Genomic DNA, 19410 nt, shown 5'->3' on the forward strand with positions numbered 1-19410 from the left:
GTCAAAGTCCATCCGTGACAGGACCATCATCCAGAGCATAACCCGCAGCCCTGACAGTGCGCACCAGATCCGGCTCATTCGGGCCATTGATTGCCTTGCGAAGCCGGCGGATATGCACGTCGATCGTGCGAATTTCCACATGGATATTCTGTCCCCAGATCCGCCGCAGAAGGTCTTCCCGGGAGAAAACCTTGCGGGGATTCCGGATCAGCAGATCCAGAAGACGATATTCCGTTGGCCCAAGTGACAGCAGGCGGCCTGCCCGTTCAATCCGGTGAGTTTCAGGGTCCAGGGTAATATCCGCGAAAGACAGCACGTCGTAAGAAGACTGGTGTCGCCGCAGCAGAGCACGCAGGCGGGCATCCAGAGTGTCAACGCTACAGGGTTTGATCAGGTAGTCATCCGCACCTGTATCCAGCCCGCGGATCGCATCCTGCTCGCCTGACCGCGCTGTCAGCAGCAGAACCGGAAGATCGCGCAGGATCGGGTTGCTGCGAATACGCCTGCACAGATCAAGCCCCGACATTCCCGGGAGCATCCAGTCCAGAACAGCAGCGTCTGGACGCGCCGTTTCGAGGAACTGAAGTGCGGTCTCAGCGTCGGCCGCAGATTCGACACGATAACCCCGTTGCTCGAGATTATATCGCATCATCAGGAGCAAAGCGGGATCGTCCTCGACAACGAGGATAAGGCCTTTTGCCCTGATTTGGGTGCTTCCGCTCACCGGTCTGGCTGTTCTGAAGTATCGGCAGTTGCTGGAGCACCGCGTGGACGAACGGCTGGCAGGTTGTCTCCGGTCACCGCGTAGAACACGCGCTCGGCGATATTGGTGGCGTGATCACCGATCCGTTCAAGGTTCTTTGCAATGAACAGAAGCTCCGTGCAGGCACGGATGTTTCGTGGATCTTCCATCATGTACGTCACAAGTTCACGGAACAGCGCGGTGTAGTACTCATCGACCGCGCGGTCTGCATGCCAGACTTCCATGGCCCGGTTGGAATCCTGCTGCGTGATCGCATCGATAGACCGGCGCAGATTGTCCTGCACCAGACGTCCCATGCTGCGCAGACCTGAGAGCGAAATCTGCCCGTCAGCGCCGCGAATACGAAGGGACCGACGCGCGATAGACGAGGCATAATCGCCGATACGCTCCAGATCGCCGGTGATTTTCAGCGCTGCAACGATCTCACGCAGATCGCTGGCCATTGGGCTTCGCAGGGCCAGGAGGCGAATGGCAAGACTTTCGACTTCCCGCTCCAGCTCATCGACGTCCGGATCCTGACGGGCTGCGGCATCGGCAGCTTCCTCATTCCGGTCTGCGATGGCCGAAAGCGCCAACGCAACCTGATTTTCTACGATGCCACCCATCTGGGACATCATGGACCGGAGCTGACCCAGCTCCTGCTCGTAGCTTTTGACGATATGAGATCTGTCAGCCATGGCGGATTATCCAAATCTTCCGGTGATGTAGTCTTGGGTCTGCTGCTGCTTTGGATTGGTGAAGATGCGGTCTGCCGCGTCCACTTCAATCAGCCGTCCCATGTAGAAAAACGCAACCTGATCAGCACACCGTGCTGCCTGCTGCATGTTGTGCGTCACGATCGCAATCGTGAACTCTTCCTTGAGCTCGTCCAGCAGTTCTTCAATACGTGCGGTAGAGATCGGATCCAACGCGGACGTCGGCTCGTCCAACAGCAGAACTTCAGGGCGGGTCGCAATGGAACGTGCGATACAAAGTCTCTGCTGCTGGCCGCCCGAGAGACCCGCAGCCGGCGCATTCAGGCGATCCCGCACTTCGTTCCACAGGGCAACACGTGTCAGCACGTCTTGCACACGCACATCCATGTCAGCCTTGTTCAGGCGCTCATGGAGGCGCACACCGAATGCGATGTTGTCATAGATCGACATCGGGAACGGTGTCGGCTTCTGGAACACCATTCCGATCCGCGCGCGCAGGATGTTCAGATCCAGCCCGGTTTCAAGAATATTGCGGCCGTCAAAAATCACCTCTCCCGTTGCACGCTGTCCCGGATAGAGATCGTACATACGGTTGAAGATCCGCAGAAGCGTGGATTTGCCACAGCCGCTGGGGCCGATCATCGCCGTCACTTTCCGGGCGGGAAAGTCGATGCTGATATCGTGCAGGGCATGGTTCTGCCCGTAGTAGAAGTTCAGATTGCGAACGGCGAGGGCCACTTGCGGCTTGGTCTCGTTCATTTTGAAATCCTGTAAAGTCATCCGCGCCGGGCCGAAAAACGAACGGCAATATTGATGGCCAGAACACCCAATGTCACCAGAAGAGCACCAGCCCAAGCAAGCTGTACCCAGTCGTCGTAAGATGCACCTGCATACTGGTAGATTGTCACCGGCAGGCTGGCCATGGGGTGGTTCAGGCTGAAAGACCAGTTCTGATTACCGAGTGATGTAAACAGCAGGGGAGCCGTCTCGCCACTCACACGGGCCAGAGCCAGAAGAATACCTGTCAAAACGCCGGTTTTAGCCGAACGCAGACAGAGAAAAAGGGTAACGCGCCAGCGCGTTGCACCCAGCGCCGCTCCGGCTTCGCGCATCGAGACCGGCACGAGACGCAGCATATCTTCCGTTGTGCGCACAATGATGGGCACAGCAAGAATGGCGAGGGCCACGGAGCCCGCAAAGGCAGAGAAGTGACCAAACGGCGCCACCAGAACCTGATAGACGAAAAGTCCCACAAGAATGGACGGGACAGACATCAGCACATCAGAAACAAAGCGCACGCACGAGGCAAAACGGTTCTGCTTGGAGCCATACTCGGACAGATAGATGCCGCAACCCAGCCCCAGGGGGGTGGCCATAGCAAGTGCCATCGCCGTCTGAATCACGCTACCAAGAATAGCGTTTGCCAGACCGCCGCCAGAACCTGGTGGGCCCATGGGCTTGAAAAGAGCACCCGCGGACAGGCCAACGATACCGCGTGCCAGAAGCGTCCAGAGAATGGACGTCAGAACCAGCACAAGAATGCCCGCCGCAATCATGCCAAGAATAGTCGCGACACGATCTTTCCGGCGGCGGCGCGCGCCACAAGGATTGGGAGCCCAACCGGGAGAAAGCGTAGTCATATTGCTCATTTGCTATCCCCTCTCAGCATCCGGGCCAGAGACAGACTGGCAAACGACAGCAACATGAGAATGAAACCCAGGGCCAGCAGAGAAGACAAACGAAGCGACCCGGCCGGGCTTTCCGGAAACTGCAGTGCAATGAGAGAGGCCACGGTGCTTCGCGGGGCGAACAAAGACCAGCCGACGGCTGTCACGTTTCCGATCACGAATGTCACGGCCATGGTTTCACCCAGAGCGCGTCCCATACCCAGAACAATAGCGCCGATCATACCCGACCGGGACCAGGGCACGACGACCTTCCACATCACGTCCCAGCGCGTTGCTCCCAACCCGTAGGCGCTTTCACGAAGCATACCGGGCATGGCGCTGAAAACATCCCGCATGACCGCCGTCATGAAAGGCGCGATCATCATGGCCAGAACAAGACCCGCGGTCATCAGGCCGGTTCCGAAAGGCGCACCATGGATCAGCATGTTGATGCCGGGAACATGCCGGAAATGGTGCATCATAAAGGGCTGCACATGCCGCGCCATGAAAGGCACGATCGTAAAGAAGCCCCACATACCAAAGATGATGGACGGCACTGCTGCCAGAAGCTGAACAGCCGTTCCGACAATTGCCGAAATTTTTGGAGGAGCGATGGCCGTCAGCCAGAAAGCCGTTCCAAATGCCAGTGGCGTCGCAATCAGCACACCAATCAGAGTGCTGATGATTGTACCGAACAGAGGAGCCCAGGCGCCGTATTCGTTGGAGACCGGATTCCAGACATCCCGAAACGCGAACCCAAGACCGAATGTCTTGAAAGCGTCCTGCCCACCAACACCCATCAACACAACAAGGCCACCGAGGACAATCAGGACCAGCAGAGAGCATCCACCGACCACCGCCTGAAATGCGGTATCTGCGTTACTCCGCTTTTCCGTATGTTCGGAAACGGAAACCTTTTCGGGTTGCCTGGCTGGGGCAAGTGTCATGCGTCAAAGGCTCTGGCTGTGATAACTGGTGCACACTGACGGCAGATGCCGCCACTTCCGTGCATTAGCCGTCCCAACCCAGAAGGACAACCGGCGTGGACGAGGCAGGGCATGAAAGATTTATGTCACTCGCGACACATTTTTTTCGCCCGATGCGAAATCAGATTACCAAGACCCATTTCGGCAATCGATTTAACATGCCAGAAAGTAGGCCTTAATTTTGTCTTTCGGTAAAATACGAAGACATAGAACGGAGCAGGAATCCAGTGGCGTTGAAGCAATCACTCCCAACTACGTTCGGCCCTTTTACTGGACATCTTGATCAGTTCGAGAACGGCAAAGCTCGCGGCTGGGCAGTAGATAGCCGTGGACAAGGATTGGTCCTGCTTCACGTCTTGATTGACCAACAAGAAGTCATGCAGATCATATGCGATCAAGAGCGACAAGATGTTCAGGCCGCCCTTCAGCTCCCAACGTCAAAAGTCGGGTTCGAATTTTCCGTCCCTGAAAAATTCATCGACGGCAAGCGTCACGAATTTTCCATTCGGTTTCCGGATCGCTCGGCTCTCCCATTAACTGACGCCGCGACCCCTGAAGCTCCCCCGGCCGCCACCATTCATTTTTCTGAAAAATTTCTACCCCAGTATCAAAGCTTTGTTGATGGCGTGAAGCAGGGCGCGCTTCGGGGCTGGATTCTCTGTGCTGATAAGCCGGGCGCCGAGCAGCACGGTCGATGCATGATCTCCGTCATTGTTGACGGTGTTCCAATGGCGCAAACCAGAGCAGACCGATATCGAGGAGATGTCGCAGCCGTTTTGGGGTGCGACCCGAACTGCGGCTTCGAAATTCCCATTCCTCAACGGCTTCGGGGGAGCGCGCCGCACAAATTCCAGGTTGTCACCCTTCCGGACCGGACCGAGCTGAACGGAAGTCCTTTTATCACGTCCCTTGCCGACGATGCTTTGGAAACACGTCTCGTTGACCTTCTGGGAACCATAGACGGGCTTCACCGGAAGCTTTCTGAACTGCGTCAGGAGGTCAGGGATCTTGTTCCAAGACGCGGCTATAACCTTGGCGACTACAATCGCTGGGCACATAAATATTACCCTCTTTTGAGAGAACGCGTCGCCAAACAGCGTCAACTTCAGGGCAGCGCCCGCACTGAACCTCTGGTTTCCATTCTTTGTCCGACCTATCGGCCATTAAAAAGCGACTTTGAAGCAGCCCTCAATTCAGTCCTGTCTCAGACCTATTCGAATTGGGAACTCCTCATCGTTGATGATGCCGGGAAATGCGCACAGACGACTGCCGTCATTGAGCAGTTCTGCAAAGCAGACCAGCGCATCCGCGCTGTGCCTCTCGCGAAAAATGCAGGCATTTCGGGTGCAACAAATGCCGGAATGGATGCGGCCCTAGGCGATTATGTGGTCTTTTTTGACCATGATGACCTCATGGTCGATGTCGCCGTTGAAGTGATGGTTCATGCGGCTTTGGAGACAGGGGCCAAGCTCCTTTATTCGGACGAAGACAAGATTGATCAGGCCGGATATTTCCTGGAACCTAACCTGAAACCCGATTTCAATTATCGTTATCTTCTGGGATGCAACTACATCTGTCACCTGACGATGGTTGAAGCAGAAACCATGCGTAAAATCGGCCACCTGAAGTCCGACTATGATGGCGCGCAGGACCACGATTTCGTTCTGCGGGCAACGGAAATCCTGTCGCCTTTAGAAATTCATCACGTTCCCGAAGTTCTCTATCACTGGCGTAAAACACCCAATTCCACAGCCGTTAATGTCGCCAACAAGACCTATGCCATCGAAGCAGGCATCCGGTGTGTGCATGACCATCTCAAACGCCGAAAGATCAAAGCCAAAGTCTCTTCAATCCGTGGGCTCACGCTCTATGGCGTTGAGTGGCTGACAAAAAAAGCCCCAAAAGTCACCATTATCATTCCGTTCAAAGATCAGGTTGAAACCACGCGTCAGTGTGTTGATGCCCTCCTCAATAAAACCGCATACAAAAATTTTGATATCATTCTGGTCAACAACTGGTCAGTCGAGGATGAAACGATTGATTTCATCAGCGAGATACAGAAGCACCCGCGTGTGTCAGTCCTGACGGTTGAGGAACCCTTTAACTATTCACGCCTCAACAACCTTGCTGTTGAACAGACCAGCGCCGACTATCTGATGTTCATGAACAACGATGTTTTCGTTGAACATTCCAACTGGCTTCATATTGCCATCGGAGAAGCCCTCGCCGCGCCAGATATCGGAGCAGTCGGCGCGAAGCTCCTCTATCCGAACGATACGATCCAGCATGCGGGCGTGATCGTCGGGCCAGCGGGCATAGGCGCTCATGTTCACCGTGGTGATCCAGTGACGGAATATGGTTACATTGGACGCACCATGCTTTCACATGAAGTCACGGCCGTCACGGCAGCAGCGATGCTGGTCCGGTCAGACGTCTTTCATGAAATTGGTGGTTTCGACGAAAAAGAACTGACAGTCGCCTATAACGACGTCGATCTTTGCCTGAAAATTCGTGATGCGGGTTATCGGATCATCTTCTCTGCAGAAGTGGTGGCCTATCATCATGAAAGCCTGTCCCGGGGTAGCGATGATCGCCCGGAACATGAAGCCCGCTTCTTTCATGAAACCCAGACCATGCTAGCCCGTTGGAGTGACAATCCACTTTTCGAACGGGATCCGTCATATCCTCGCTACTTTACAGTAGATCAGCAGCCATTTTTCGATCTTGTGGATCCGGAAACACTGTGAAACCAAATTGAGGTTTCGGCGTTTATTCGGATAACGAACCCTCTTGCAGGAGACCTATCATGGCCACCAAGTCCAATCGCCATGTCACGCAGAACGACACAGCGGACAACACGAAAAGCGTTTCAATCGAAACGCTTAACGCCCGTCTGGCCGATCTGATTGATCTTGCCCTGATCACCAAGCAGGCACACTGGAACCTCAAGGGACCACAGTTCATCGGTGTCCACGAAATGCTGGATGGCTTCCGTACCAGCATTGACGATTTTGTGGACACAACAGCAGAGCGTGCAACGCAACTTGGTGGCACGGCATATGGGACTGTGCAGGATGTCTCCAAGAATTCATCTTGCAAGCCATACCCGACTGACATCTACCGGGTTGCAGACCATATTGCCGCTCTGATTGATCGCTACGCCACTGTTGCAAACAACGTGCGTGAAGCCATCAAGATCACGGACGAAGCAGGCGACGATGACACGTCCGACCTTTTCACCGAGGTTTCCCGTGGTCTGGACAAGCATCTGTGGTTCCTGGAAGCCCACGTGCAGGAACCGACCGGCCAGATGCGTGATGGTGACCACGAAGGCAAGCGCGCCTAATACGCGCCTGCATTACTGAGCCTGAAAACGGAGCGGTCTTTGGCCGCTCCGTTTTTTATTGTGGCACTTGCCCCTCAACAATATCGCGATTACCAATAAAGGTACAAAAGGCGCCGCCTGAGGTGAGCCTTGATCACGACTTTCCTGAAGCGGGACAATAGGCATGACTTCCGAAGATCAAACGACACACCAAGACAGCGCGGCTTGGGATCTGTCCGAATGGGAAGCCTTGAGAGAAGAAGATACGCCACCTTCCAATGCCGCCGAAGAACCTGCAGCGCCACCGGCGCCCGCTTCAGCAGAACTACCGGACCCTCAGGCTGCGGCATATCTCGCACAGCATGGCGCAGACACTGTTGAACATGCTTTTGCGCTTGCCAATATTTTGCACACCAACCGCAGCGTAGCCGAAGCCGCAACATATTACGGCCGTGCGTTTGAACTGCACTCCAAGTCTCCGACGCAGTATCCTTTGGCACAATCCCTTTTGCAGGTCCGACTTCTCTGCCTGCTCAAGGCAGGTCAGCCTGTTCCGCAACATGAACTTGCTGAACTGCGCAGCCTGAACATCCCATTTGCAAACTATATCGATGGGACATCCCACGCCTGGCGTGGAACGCCACCACGTGATGCCCTGAACATTATGGGCAATGCTTACGACGAGTTCCATACAGGCGAAGAAGTTGATTCTGTCGCATTGGAAGTCGCGCTTAGAGCCTCCCCCTCTGTATTTTCAGCAACTCCGCAGGGCGACGATATCTATAATCGTATTCCACGGAAGATGTTTCTCTATTGGGACAAAAATCCGCCAGCAGAAATTCAGAAGAATTTTGACTATCACAAAGCGATCTCCAGCTTTGAAGTCAAAACCTTCGATAAGGAAGAAGCTGCTGAATGGCTTTACGACAATTACGGGATTGAAGCCCGCACACTGTTCCTGAGTGCCCGCCACCCAGCTGAGGCTGCTGATTTTCTACGGGTACACGTCATCCAGCTCCTTGGTGGCTGGTGGCTGGATGCCGACATTCGGGTCAAGAGCGATGCAGCGCTACAGTTCATGGCAGAGCGCAAGGAAGGTTCAGCGTTCTTCCTCACGCACAATCACGTCGTTCATAATGACTTTTTCGGATCTGTTGCTAACAGCGACGTCCTGACGGACTGCCTGCTGTCCCTGTATCGGAACTGCTATCTGCACCAAGGACTTTTCATTGCCTACAAAACGGGTCCGGGCATCTTTAACCGTGCACTGAACCGTATTGCCCATCGGTCCCTCAAGGGCCGGACACCTGCAAAATCCATCGAAGTCTTCGACCACCATGTCTTCAACGACATGATTGAAGAATTCGATACGCCTTACAAAACCCAGTTGCCTTCCTGGTACACAGCCTGAGGGCTTACTGGCCCCGAAAGATATTTTTCCGGGGCCAGATTTCCTTCACAGGCAGCGTTGGAGATGCTCTCTGGCAAAGCGAAAAGCATCAAGGGACGGTGCTTCATCTTCAAGAGACACGTCATCGACATCATCGCTCACAACAGACGTGCCTGAAGATTGCTGAGCCATTCCCTCAAGCGCCAGCATCACAAATTTCCGAAAATCTTCTTTTCCCAACGGGGTGGGTACTTTGCCTCGCTCGCGCTGCACAACCCAGCCACCCGTTAATGTCTGCAAGCTGCCCCAGCCATTTTCCACATCGCCCAGAGCGCGCTCTTTCAAGGTTTCGACGGTCGCCTTGGCCAGATCTTGAATATCGTCGCTGGTCATGCGCTGAGGAGCCAGCGTTGCATCTTTCTTGATGACCCAGCCCTCAACCAAGACCGCAAGGCCAGGAAGCATTTCGCCAGACATAAAATTTTCTCCCTGCTGCCCCCGAATCTATCATTTCGGAGGATTGCCGCCATTTTATTGGGTTTGGAAAATAGCATGCCTGAGGATCACAGGAAATGTGAGTTGCACGTCTTAGATATAATCAAATTGAAGATCCTATTGCGCCTGGCTTCAGAGTAGTCCTATCTGCAAGGAGACAAAGCTACGGATTAGCTCACACATTCGCGCAAGTGGTATTGATGACTCAGAATATTGACCATGAATCCGATAATGCTCCGTCCATCACAGCGGCAACCCTCGCAGGTGACGGACAAGCCCTCGCATATTTCGAGAAACATGGCGCAGATACGGTAGAGCATTCATTTGCCATCGCAAATATTCTCCATATCCACAGCAACGTTAAAGAAGCTTCATTTTTCTATAGACGCGCCCTGGATCTACACAGCAAGAGCCAAACAGAATATCCCTTACCGCAATCACTTCTACAAGTTCGGCTCCTATGCCTTCTCAAAGCCAGCGAAGCGCTTCCTGAAGAAGAAATACTTGAATTAGAAAAATATTCGTTCCCGCAGGCAAATTATATCCGCGGAATTCGAGCAGCCTGGCGTGAAAATAATTTCGATGAAAGCCTGAAACTGATTGGAAACTGCTTCGAGGAGTTTCACTCAGGCGAAGAGATCGATCGCCTCTATCTTGAAATCGCTCTCCGCTGGATCCGCTCTTTCGGTGAAGATGGCTTTCCAAAGTCGCAGCCTCAAATACCCCATCACCTCTACATGTACTGGGACGCTAACCCGCCCGTAGAGATCAGCGAGAATATTGAATACCATCAGAACATGCTGGGAGATCGCTTTACGATCTTCACACGGGAAACAGCGACCAAGTGGTTGTACGACCACTACGGAAAGGAAGCATCCGACCTTTTCCAGCAGGTCCGTCACCCAGCAGAAGGCGCTGATCTTTTGCGCTTGCACGTCATTTTGGCAAAAGGCGGCTGGTGGATTGATGCGGACCTGCGCATCAAGTCTGATGAAGAATGGCATGCTCTCGCCACCATTCCAACGACTTGCCAGCTATTCACCACTGACAATTACGTCCTTCACAATGATTTTTTTGGAGCGACTGCCTCGCATCCGGTCATCGCCAATGCCCTCATGACGGCTTGGGCCAACATGTTCCGTCATCCCGGCCTCTACATTGCCTTCAAGACCGGCCCAGGCGTTCTGAATCGTGCCGTGAGCCGGGCGCTCTTCCAGAGCCTGGAACTCAAGGCACAGCTTCCCGTGCTTCGGATAGATGACCAAGCCCGTTTCAATGACTTCGTTGAAGAGTATGAGGTGCATTACAAGGGTAACGCATCCTGGCACAGTCAGTAAGAAACTGGCTGTATCGTCAGCGGGGGTGCCCGCTGACGATCTCCTGCACCAGAGCGTCATAACGCTTCAGGTAACCCTGTAGACACAACTCAGCTTCAGCATAGCGGCGCGCATCCTGCCCCAAACGACGCGCCTGCTTGCGGTCTTCGAGCAGTTCCAGAACAACATCCGCAATACGATCCGGCTCAAGGAACGGTACTAGCCGCCCTGTCAGGCCATCTGTGATAAACTCACTGACAGGTGCTGTATCACTTCCAACAATCGGACAGCCCGTTGCCATAGCCTCTCTCAGGGACCAGGACGCAACGAATGGATATGTCAGATATAGATGCGCGTCTGAGCGCTTCAACAGAGCTCGGAAATCGTCATAGGCAACCTTGCCCACGAAATGAACTCTGCTGAGGTCCAGTTGGCCCTCAAGCTCCTTGAGCAGGATTTCACGCCAGCTTCCCCGTCCTGGCGGAGGAGCGCCATAGCTTACCTGATCACCGCCCACCATAATGATATGAGCATCTTTACGTTCAGCAAGAATACGAGGCAGGGCACGCATTACAGAGTGAAAACCGCGATACGGCTCCAGATTACGCGCGACATACGTAATAAGAGCATCCCTTGGACCGATCTTGACGCCATTAATGACGAGATTGCGCTTCCGAGCTTGTGGCTCTGGCTTGCAAAGATCGAGGTTTACACCTTCGCGAAGAAGCGAAATTTTCTCCTGTGCCCAAGCCGGATAAGTTGATCGCTGAAACTGCGTTGGCGTCTGACCGTAGCCATTGGTCTGGGAAAGAGCTTGTAGATTGATCGAATTCTTGATTCGTACCGCAGCCGCAAGGTCCGGGCTGGACGGAAATTCAGGGTCGAACCCAACATCGTTCCGGTCGGCGTGATAGAAAAACTCGAAATATCCGAGTATTGGACACCCTGGAAAAACATCTCCAAGGTTCAGGAGCTCCCCCCAGCCGTGGTGCCCGATGATGATGTCAGGCTCGTACCCCAACTGCTTGAGGGTTTTAGCAGCAGTCGCAACGGCTTCTGCTCGGAGTATCCCGTATTCAAATTCTCTGAGATGGGGATGCGTGGATGAGGATGGCAAACGAGGCACCCGATAGATGACGCGCCTGACTCCAGGCACCTCCCCCGCGTTCGCCTCGGAAATGAAAACAATTTCATGGCCACCCTGCTCATGCAGGTGACGCACGAAATGTAAGAACTGGCCGGGAAAATTCTGATGAACAAAAAGGAAGCGCACACCAAATCCCGGCTGCTGGAGGAGATCTAGCCCCTAAAAGGTCTAAATAACAAAAGACCTCAGGTGCCGTATGAAGCGACCCTTGTCATGTACAAGAGCCCGTAGAGGCTGTTCTCACTCCGGGGAGTGAGCAGCCTCTACTCAATTCAGTCTGCAGAGCTTGCCTTGCGTTTGGCAGGCACCTTGGTTGTTTTTGCAGCCTTGCTCGCAGCGGTCTTTGCCGGTGCCTTCACCGGGGCCTCTTCGGCGGCATCATTCGGAATAATTTCAAGCAAGAACGCCTCAAGCGGAGCAAGGCTGTCTGCTTCAAGTGCATCCGTTCCGTCTACAGGGCCCAGACGTGTGCCATCCGTGAACGTGGAAGACAGGCGTACATGATGCGTCTGCGCTGACTCGCCCTTCAACCGCACGCGCAGTCCGAGAATTGGCAGTGCCATTCCACGGGAACCACAGTACTGACCGCCTTCGGACCAAGGGGAGAGCCATCCCTTACCAAGAACAGCCTGATACTCGATGTCGGACGTCGGAATACTGGTTTTCGGAGCGATGGCAAAACCTTCGATCCACGCCTGACTGCCCGGCGTGCCCATCCATTCCCCGATCGGAGCAGCGACGTCGCCTTGACGCTGAACATGGGCAGAGATTTCTGCCACGCCAGATGCTGCTGGTGCAGGAGCCGTTGCAGATTCTGCCGCAACAACAGCAGCAGGAGCTGTCGACGTAGGACCGGCGAGCTGAGCGACCTGGATCTTTGGGGCTTCGGCTTGACTATTCGGCTCCTGATACGTCGTCACCAAAACAGCAGCAGGGCCACGCGTCACGCGGACCAGAGCAGCACCACTGGATGCACCGATCCAGCCATCTTCCTCAAAGGTGCTGACTGTTACGATGCCAGCGGGCGTCCCGGGTGCGCGGGAGATACGGACGCCAGGCAGACCGGCAGGACCCGGTGCAGGTTGCCCGGCGGCATGGAAGATGCAGAAGATACCTGCATCCAGCACCATCATGTGAGCACCAGCCTTGAGGTCAATGACCCGATTCTGCGTCGGTGCTTCAGCCGTCTTTGACATTCCCTACTCCACTTGTTCCCGTCTATCGGGAGGAAAAAAATCTTCAGGTCCGCGCTACACCAGACACTCCATAACTGGAGGACCAGTCTATGAGCTGTCTTCAGGAAGGATGATCTGCTCTGTTCCTGTTTTATATTTTACTCTTTCCAGTCGAAGCGTAAACCCGTTCATCTCAACTTCCCTCGCGCCAGCAACGCAAAATAAAAGCCAGCATTAACTCAACAGGCATACCCAAGGGCATGACGCCCCCGCGACCACTACGTTTCACACGCTCTGACTGCGCACCGATATCGAAGCACACCACAGGCAAGGCGCTTTTCCATAATAACCCCAGTGCATAGCACCAGGTTTCAGGCGCAATAGAAGGAATAAGGCCTATATCGGCATATTGCTTCTGAACAAGGCTGACAGCCTCATCCTCCCGGTATTCTCCTGTAACTCGGACGCCAGCTGCAATTAAAGCTTCATCATCTGGCGTATGCCCCACAAGTATCAACTCGATCTGGACCGGCATTCTTGCAACATGATGGGCCATTGCCAGAGCAACGTCATAGCCTTTCCATTGACTCAACCCACCGACAATACAGATTCGCAATGGGCGGCCCGGCACAATCATTGTCTTTTCAGGCAAATTGGCCAGCAGAGCGACATCGTCTTCCAGGGGCGTGACACGGAAATCCATGTCAGGAAAATGGCGTGACAGGCGCTGTGCAGTATCTCGTGACGGCACCAGTAGTTGCCCTGCGCCACGAAACTCCCGGTCAGATCGCTCGATCAACTCGGGGACGGTGATATTTTCCCCAAGATAGCTTCCCCAGCGTGAGACACAGGCTTCACATCCAGCGACATCCGGTTCCCCGCAATATCGACCCTCCCCATTGAGAAGCGAAATACGGGGACAGAACCAGATATGATCATGAATGAAGATATCATACGGAACGTTCAGCGCGTGATGCAGCGTTCGAATGCAGGGCGCATGACCAACAAGATGGTGCCACTCCACTTTCTGCACACCAAGCCGAGACAGGACATCCACAAGAAATGGAAGCTCTTCCGGCAGCTTGAATTTCAGATTGGGAAAAGTCTCCGTCTCGTCCGACAAACACTCTAGCAGGCAGCCCTGCTCCGTCGGCCGCAACCCGAGAGGCAAGAGACCCCGTCGCTCAAAGTCGACTGCTCTGTGATGAACCGCACGCCCTACGCCACCGCCAGCATCATGTTGAATAAGTAAAATTGACGGCCGGTTACCTCGGCGTTGCGCCAAACGATCTACATCCAGTGTTCTGCGGAGCTCCAAAAGAGGGTCAGACTTCAGAAAAGCGGCAACTACGGCATCATATCCGGGATGCAGGGCATTCAAAATATCGAGGTTTCGCGCCATCAGCGCCTTGCGGCTGCTTCCGAAAGACACTGACCCCACATGGGCGACATACACGTCAGGTGCGGGAAAATGACGAAAACCCAGAGCAGACGCTCGCAGGCAGAAGTCGTTTTCCTCCCCGTATCCCTGGCCAAACAGATCTTCGCGAAAGAAGCCTGTTTCAGCCAGACAGTCCGCCGTAATGGCCATGCAAAAGCCATTGCCCGTCGGAAGATCTATCTGGGCGGCATCCGTGGAAAACTGACGCGCGCACAAACGATCCAGTTCTCTAGCCTCCGCTCTGGCAGGGACGTCGTTCGTCTGGTCAACTGCCGGATAGGACAGGATACTGGCATCGTTCGAAAAGGGTGTCAGTGTGCCAACATCCGTCGTCGTCAGACGAGCGCGCAAACGCTCGACCCACCCCGGAAACACAATGGTATCGCTATTTAGGAGAATAATATCCCGGCCGGCCCCTGCCCGCATTCCATCATTCGCGGAGGTGGGAAAACCAAGATTGCAGGAGTGGCGAAGGAGAGTAATCTTCCCTTTTAAAGCAAGATCATCCAACGCCGCGGCCAAGGCAGGCTCTGGTGTGGCATCGTCCACCACAATGACATCAATATCCGCAGGGACGGTTTTCAGTACACTTTGCAGACAGGAGAGCGTCCCCGCTTTGTCACGATAGACCGGAATGACAATCGCGCATCCGGGGCTCACCCGACCATAAGCCGGGCGATGATTCCATGGCACAACCGGAGTGGGGGACAGGCGCGCTGGAAGATCATTACTTCCTTCCAAAAGCTGACCGATCATCGGATCAACTGGCGCACCGGACAACGGCCTCCCCTGTTCATCCTCGACCGTCAGAAGGCCGTTATCTCCAGCTGGCAGCGCATTCCTTGGAATGGCAAAGACACGAGGCCTTGAAAGGGGAACGTCACTATCCACGGTCGTCGCCAGGGCCGGAACCTGCAAGACGTCTCCGTCCCAAAGTCGAAGGGACGGCACATGATCAGGCTCGGCCGGATACCAGATCCAACCGTCCAGACCATTGGCTGTTGCCTGCACAAGAGACTCACAGCGCGTTAATGCCTGAATGTCGATCGGACTTCCCAGAACATGCTTTCGCCCTGACCGAACTTCCAGACGGCCACCCTTCTGCCACCCGTCAGGTAAAGTGTGGCGTCCACTGACCCCGCGCCCAACGACCACACCATCTAGTAGAACACGGCAGATTCCAGACGCCTGAACATCAATCCACCCACCATTTGACGCCGTGCACCAGCCCGCCAGCCCACTCTGTATCGAAAGCTGCGTCGCAAGGTCCCGAAGCTCTGGCAGGATATGGAAACGTGACAGGGTTTGCCCCATACGGGACGCCGCTTCTTCTGTCCGGTTTTGTCTGACCAGACAGACGACTGACAGAAAGGCAGCCTCACGCAGTCCAAAGACGTGATACAACTGCTCCATACGAATGAGACATTCAGCGACCCGGCCTACCTGCAAATAAGCCAGCGCCAGAGCCCATGTCACATTTGGGCTCTGGCGGGCCATGCGCTCGGCCCGTTCAAGCCAGAAGAGGCCATCCTGCAAACGCCCGGTCTGCATTGCCTCCTGACCACGCCTGAAAGCCGTCTGCGCCCGGGCGTTCATGACGTCCCGCCACTCTGCCCTTTCCTGATCTGTAACTTTGTGACCGTACCCACCAAAAGCCGCGCGGGAGGTCGTACCGGTCAGATCCGGGCGCTCTTTGTCAGAAGACACGTAAAATCAATCGTCCTCGTCGGCGCGGGCATCATCGAGATTAATAAGTTCGGCTTCAGCGTCCTGAATGCCCTGAGCCTTGGCGCGTTCCAGCCAGCTCCGTCCCTCAACGAGATCCGTCACACCCGCAATGCCACGCACCAGATATCGGCCCAACATCAGCTGCGCCAGGCCATTTCCCCGCTGGGCCGCCTTTCGAAACCATTTCTGTGCGTCTGACCGGTTCTCTTCAACGTCATGACCGCCGCCATACATTGCGGCCAATGAGAACATTGCGTCTGTATTTCCACTGTCTGCTGCTGCCTGGTAAAGATTCAGGGCCCGTGCATGGTCACGCCGACCATTGATTTGCCCCGTGACAAGAAGCTGCGCAACGGCGACCTGAGCTTCAGCCATACCCGCTTCGGCAGCTTTTTCCATCCAGTGCATTGCCTGTGTCGGATCAGGCTGAACGCCACGCCCTTCCAACAACATCCGCCCGTACCAGAACTGCGCATTCACAACGCCATCCGTGGCTTTCTGCATCCAGCGGGCTGCTTCCGCTGCATCCTGCGTGCTGCCGACCCCTTCCGCAAAGCATACGCCCAGATTAAAGGCACCAACCAGATCACCCTTTTCGGCAGCGCGCTCGAAACGTTCCTTCAGGGCCTGCTTCTGATCATCTGTCGCAGACGCACCCGTCAAAATCAGATTGCCGAAATCTGCATCGGCATGGTGGTCTCCGGATTCTGAGGCCACACGAAACCAGTACGTCGCTACATCTGGGTCTCGGTGGACACCATTCCCCGTCAGGTAAAGCAATCCAAGGGCGCGTGCTGCCCCACCGTGTTTCTGCTCTGCAGCCAGCCGATACCAGCTCGCCGCCTCCATAAGATTAGGTGGCAGCTCTCCACCCTTGGCATAAAGGTCACCCAGGAGCGCAGCAGACTCTGCATCTCCGTTCAGGGCAGCACGGCGCAACCAGGTTTCAGCACGCCCATAGTGCAGCTCAACGCCAACGCCTTCCAGCAAAAACAGGCCATAGCGTGCCTGTGCGCCGACAATGTTGCGCTCAGCAGCCTGACGATAATAGCGCGCAGCAGCCCCCATATCCTGAGGAACACCTGCACCGGCCTCACTCATGCGACCAAGAATATCGAAGGCAGTGCCTAAGCCGCCCTTGGTTGCCTCTTTCAAATGGGATGCCGCAATCTCCCGGGCATCCTCCGTCTCGGCTGAATGTAAAATAGCCAATGCCAGCCCCAGATGCCCTTGAGAGCATCCGGCTGCAGCAGACTGTTCGTACAAAGCACGAGCACGAGGAAGATCACGTAGGTCTTCCGGACCATTCGTGAGAATATAGCCCAGCAAAGCTTGAGCATCGGCCGAACCCGCATCTGCGGCGACCTGTGCCCAGTGACGGCCCTGATGAAAATCAGCATGCCTTTCGCCAGAGACGGGACGGGCAGAAAGATCCAGTCCTGCCGTTTGCGCACGGATTTCGAAGCCTTCGGGAAGACCAACGGTATAAAGCGTAGCCAGCACGAAGGTCGCTTCGACATGACCGGCTTCCGCAGCGCCCAGAATCCAGCGAGCACCTTCTTCCAGGCTGGGGGGAACACCAGCTCCGTCCAGATAGGCCCGCCCGACACGAAAGGACGCCTCCATGTCGCCTTGAGCCGCCATACGGCTCAACAGAGCGAAACCACGAACGGTTTCCCCCGTCTCCATCAAATGGATCGCCTGTTCCAGCTTTCCTTTGGAAGAGAGGAGAGACGTAATGCGGCGCTTGAATGTCATGTTGCTCAACTCGGGTACGGCAAAAATGTAAAACGCCCGGACTAGCCGGGCGTTTTCTCAGCCTTATGGCTCTCTCATACCTTCTGTCAGGGTCGGGGTCAGACGACTGAAGAGGTATTGGAGAATGGTCCGCTTTCCAACGTCGATATCAGCTGTCGTCGGAACACCAGGTGCCGGATGGAAGAAATCTGGCTGCCCGTGGAGCGTGTAACGATCAATCCGGAGACGGACCCGGTAATAGACATCATCACTGATGCCACCGGAAACCGCACTGGCATCACCTCCCGCTCCAGCGCTGGACTTATCGAAGGAGTCTGCGCTGATCACCCGCACAGTTGCCTCAGCTCCGCCGTATTGGGTGAAAGGAAATGCAGCAAACTTTACGAGAGCATGATCACCGATTTTGATGAAGGCCGCGTCAGAGGCGCGAACCACTGATTCCATCTCAACGCCATACCCCGTGGGGACAAGCGTCATGAACTGACCAGCCGACTGAAGCACGGAGCCAATGGATGCCTTCGCAATCGTAAGGACAACGCCATCTTCCGGTGCCTTCAGCAGAATCAGGTCCTGCCGCAGACGCGCTTTCTCGTAGGAGCTGTTGTATTCATCAAGATGATGCTGGGTCTCGGTCAGGGTCGTGTAGACCTGCGCCTTCCAGTTCTCGATGTAGCTGTCGCGTTCCGCCCGCATGGCTGCAAGCTTGTTTTCGGCAGAATTGGCGTTCTGCTGGGCAGAAATTTCAGCCCGCTCTGCTTCCATCATGTCGTTCTGCGCGGCAAGCGTGGAAAGGCGTGATCCAACCTGATCCGCCTGCTCATGCTGCCGCATTTTCAGAACTTCATCGGCGACCCGCATCTTGCTGGCATACATGGCTGCGTTGGCACGGTATCCCTGCATATCGCTTTGCAAGCCAGCGATCTGTTGATCGTAATTCTGGATATGGGCGCGATATTCATTGCGACGACGCAGGAAAGCTGCACCCTGCCGAACAGATGCAGGGTTTGACGTATCAACATGGTAATCCTGATCGTCAGCTTCTGCTTTCAGACGATCCAGTTCAGCCTGATATGAATCTCGCTGCTCGGCCATATTGGTCATGTCAGCTTTCGTGATGGTCGGGTCCAGATGTGCGAGCACCTGGCCTTTCTTCACAAAATCGCCGACCTGAACATCAATCGAATGAACAATCGACGTTTCCAGCGGCTGAACAACAATGGTCGGCTGGGTAGAAACCAGACGTCCCGTCGTGCTGACAATTCGATTGAGCGGAAACAAAGCCATTCCTGCCAGACACGCGAGGAACAGGCCTCCAATCAGCCAAATTGTGTAACGTGCAGAGGCCGTGGCGGGCAGATTGACCAGACCAGCCGTCGGAGAATGAAACTCCAGAAGCGCAATAGGCATGCCCTGTGGAGCAAACGGATCTGTTGCCGTCCGCGGAACATGGCTGGTGTAGTTTTCACTACCATTCTCTTCAGGAGACTGGTCGTTGTTCGGGATCATGTCGGAGGAGCTCATGTC

General features: G+C 54.9%; 15 protein-coding genes. 4 read left to right on the plus strand and 11 right to left on the minus strand.

The genetic code is table 11. The features are described 5' to 3' along the window. Position 1: 1 nt before the first annotated feature. From KP707_RS04475 to pstC, 5 genes are read right to left on the minus strand one after another with little or no spacing between them, the layout of a single operon-like run. Positions 2 to 724, minus strand: coding sequence for a response regulator (locus KP707_RS04475; protein ID WP_046900725.1), 723 nt, complete (start codon positions 722 to 724; stop codon positions 2 to 4). Then, positions 721 to 1440 carry a phosphate signaling complex protein PhoU gene (gene phoU, locus KP707_RS04480; protein WP_086633432.1) on the minus strand — a complete coding sequence of 240 codons (720 nt, stop codon included), beginning with the start codon at positions 1438 to 1440 and terminating at the stop codon, positions 721 to 723. Before phoU ends, KP707_RS04475 begins: the two co-directional genes overlap by 4 nt. 6 nt (positions 1441 to 1446) lie before the next feature. Continuing rightward, a complete protein-coding gene (gene pstB, locus KP707_RS04485; protein ID WP_283092261.1) occupies positions 1447 to 2217 on the minus strand; it encodes a phosphate ABC transporter ATP-binding protein PstB in 771 nt (256 codons plus the stop codon). Positions 2218 to 2234: 17 nt separating this feature from the next. Next, positions 2235 to 3107, minus strand: coding sequence for a phosphate ABC transporter permease PstA (pstA, locus tag KP707_RS04490; protein WP_086633433.1), 873 nt, complete (start codon positions 3105 to 3107; stop codon positions 2235 to 2237). Then, a complete protein-coding gene (gene pstC, locus KP707_RS04495) occupies positions 3104 to 4072 on the minus strand; it encodes a phosphate ABC transporter permease subunit PstC (RefSeq protein ID WP_046900721.1) in 969 nt (322 codons plus the stop codon). The genes pstA and pstC overlap by 4 nt, the downstream gene beginning before the upstream one ends. A gap of 272 nt (positions 4073 to 4344) precedes the next feature. Here pstC and KP707_RS04500 point away from each other — a divergent pair, with 272 nt between their 5' ends. The 3 genes from KP707_RS04500 (at position 4345) to KP707_RS04510 (ending at position 8847) form a co-directional block, all read left to right on the plus strand. Beyond that, the gene (locus KP707_RS04500; RefSeq protein ID WP_249202789.1) at positions 4345 to 6858 is read left to right on the plus strand and encodes a glycosyltransferase family 2 protein; all 2514 of its coding nucleotides are present in this window, start codon (positions 4345 to 4347) and stop codon (positions 6856 to 6858) included. A gap of 59 nt (positions 6859 to 6917) precedes the next feature. Next, positions 6918 to 7457: a DNA starvation/stationary phase protection protein Dps gene (dps, locus tag KP707_RS04505; protein ID WP_046900719.1), complete on the plus strand. Its 540-nt coding sequence runs from the start codon at positions 6918 to 6920 to the stop codon at positions 7455 to 7457. A 163-nt stretch (positions 7458 to 7620) separates the two neighbouring features. Further along, the gene (locus KP707_RS04510; RefSeq protein WP_211502303.1) at positions 7621 to 8847 is read left to right on the plus strand and encodes a hypothetical protein; all 1227 of its coding nucleotides are present in this window, start codon (positions 7621 to 7623) and stop codon (positions 8845 to 8847) included. Positions 8848 to 8892: 45 nt separating this feature from the next. Here KP707_RS04510 and KP707_RS04515 read toward each other — a convergent pair whose 3' ends face one another. Further along, positions 8893 to 9303, minus strand: a complete 411-nt coding sequence (locus KP707_RS04515; RefSeq protein ID WP_211502304.1) for a hypothetical protein — start codon at positions 9301 to 9303, stop codon at positions 8893 to 8895. Positions 9304 to 9521: 218 nt separating this feature from the next. Between KP707_RS04515 and KP707_RS04520 the strand changes: the two genes are divergently transcribed. Then, positions 9522 to 10658 (plus strand): hypothetical protein, encoded by a 1137-nt coding sequence (locus KP707_RS04520; RefSeq protein WP_211502305.1) that lies wholly within the window; start codon positions 9522 to 9524, stop codon positions 10656 to 10658. A gap of 16 nt (positions 10659 to 10674) precedes the next feature. Here KP707_RS04520 and KP707_RS04525 read toward each other — a convergent pair whose 3' ends face one another. The 5 genes from KP707_RS04525 to KP707_RS04545 form a co-directional block, all read right to left on the minus strand. Then, positions 10675 to 11910, minus strand: a complete 1236-nt coding sequence (locus KP707_RS04525) for a glycosyltransferase family 4 protein (protein WP_211502306.1) — start codon at positions 11908 to 11910, stop codon at positions 10675 to 10677. Between the two features lie 146 nt (positions 11911 to 12056). Beyond that, entirely contained in the window at positions 12057 to 12980 is a 924-nt protein-coding gene (locus tag KP707_RS04530; RefSeq protein ID WP_211502307.1) for a hypothetical protein, read from the minus strand. A gap of 172 nt (positions 12981 to 13152) precedes the next feature. Continuing rightward, entirely contained in the window at positions 13153 to 16107 is a 2955-nt protein-coding gene (locus KP707_RS04535; RefSeq protein WP_211506643.1) for a glycosyltransferase, read from the minus strand. Positions 16108 to 16113: 6 nt separating this feature from the next. Continuing rightward, entirely contained in the window at positions 16114 to 17886 is a 1773-nt protein-coding gene (locus tag KP707_RS04540; protein ID WP_211502309.1) for a tetratricopeptide repeat protein, read from the minus strand. Positions 17887 to 17949: 63 nt separating this feature from the next. Next, positions 17950 to 19407 carry an HlyD family type I secretion periplasmic adaptor subunit gene (locus KP707_RS04545; protein WP_211502310.1) on the minus strand — a complete coding sequence of 486 codons (1458 nt, stop codon included), beginning with the start codon at positions 19405 to 19407 and terminating at the stop codon, positions 17950 to 17952. Between the last annotated feature and the right edge of the window lie 3 nt (positions 19408 to 19410).

Origin of the sequence: Gluconobacter sp. P5E10 (assembly GCF_018812145.1) — a bacterium.
Taxonomy (GTDB): Bacteria; Pseudomonadota; Alphaproteobacteria; order Acetobacterales; family Acetobacteraceae; genus Gluconobacter; species Gluconobacter cerinus.

Excerpts from the sequence above, each read along its gene's own strand:
- KP707_RS04515 (WP_211502304.1), bottom strand. The coding sequence starts at position 9,303 with ATGTCTGGCGAAATGCTTCCTGGCCTTGCGGTCTTGGTTGAGGGCTGG.
- pstC (WP_046900721.1), bottom strand. The coding sequence starts at position 4,072 with ATGACACTTGCCCCAGCCAGGCAACCCGAAAAGGTTTCCGTTTCCGAA.
- KP707_RS04520 (WP_211502305.1), top strand. The coding sequence starts at position 9,522 with ATGACTCAGAATATTGACCATGAATCCGATAATGCTCCGTCCATCACA.
- KP707_RS04530 (WP_211502307.1), bottom strand. The coding sequence starts at position 12,980 with ATGTCAAAGACGGCTGAAGCACCGACGCAGAATCGGGTCATTGACCTC.
- KP707_RS04545 (WP_211502310.1), bottom strand. The coding sequence starts at position 19,407 with ATGAGCTCCTCCGACATGATCCCGAACAACGACCAGTCTCCTGAAGAG.
- dps (WP_046900719.1), top strand. The coding sequence starts at position 6,918 with ATGGCCACCAAGTCCAATCGCCATGTCACGCAGAACGACACAGCGGAC.
- pstB (WP_283092261.1), bottom strand. The coding sequence starts at position 2,217 with ATGAACGAGACCAAGCCGCAAGTGGCCCTCGCCGTTCGCAATCTGAAC.
- pstA (WP_086633433.1), bottom strand. The coding sequence starts at position 3,107 with ATGAGCAATATGACTACGCTTTCTCCCGGTTGGGCTCCCAATCCTTGT.
- KP707_RS04540 (WP_211502309.1), bottom strand. The coding sequence starts at position 17,886 with ATGACATTCAAGCGCCGCATTACGTCTCTCCTCTCTTCCAAAGGAAAG.
- KP707_RS04510 (WP_211502303.1), top strand. The coding sequence starts at position 7,621 with ATGACTTCCGAAGATCAAACGACACACCAAGACAGCGCGGCTTGGGAT.
- phoU (WP_086633432.1), bottom strand. The coding sequence starts at position 1,440 with ATGGCTGACAGATCTCATATCGTCAAAAGCTACGAGCAGGAGCTGGGT.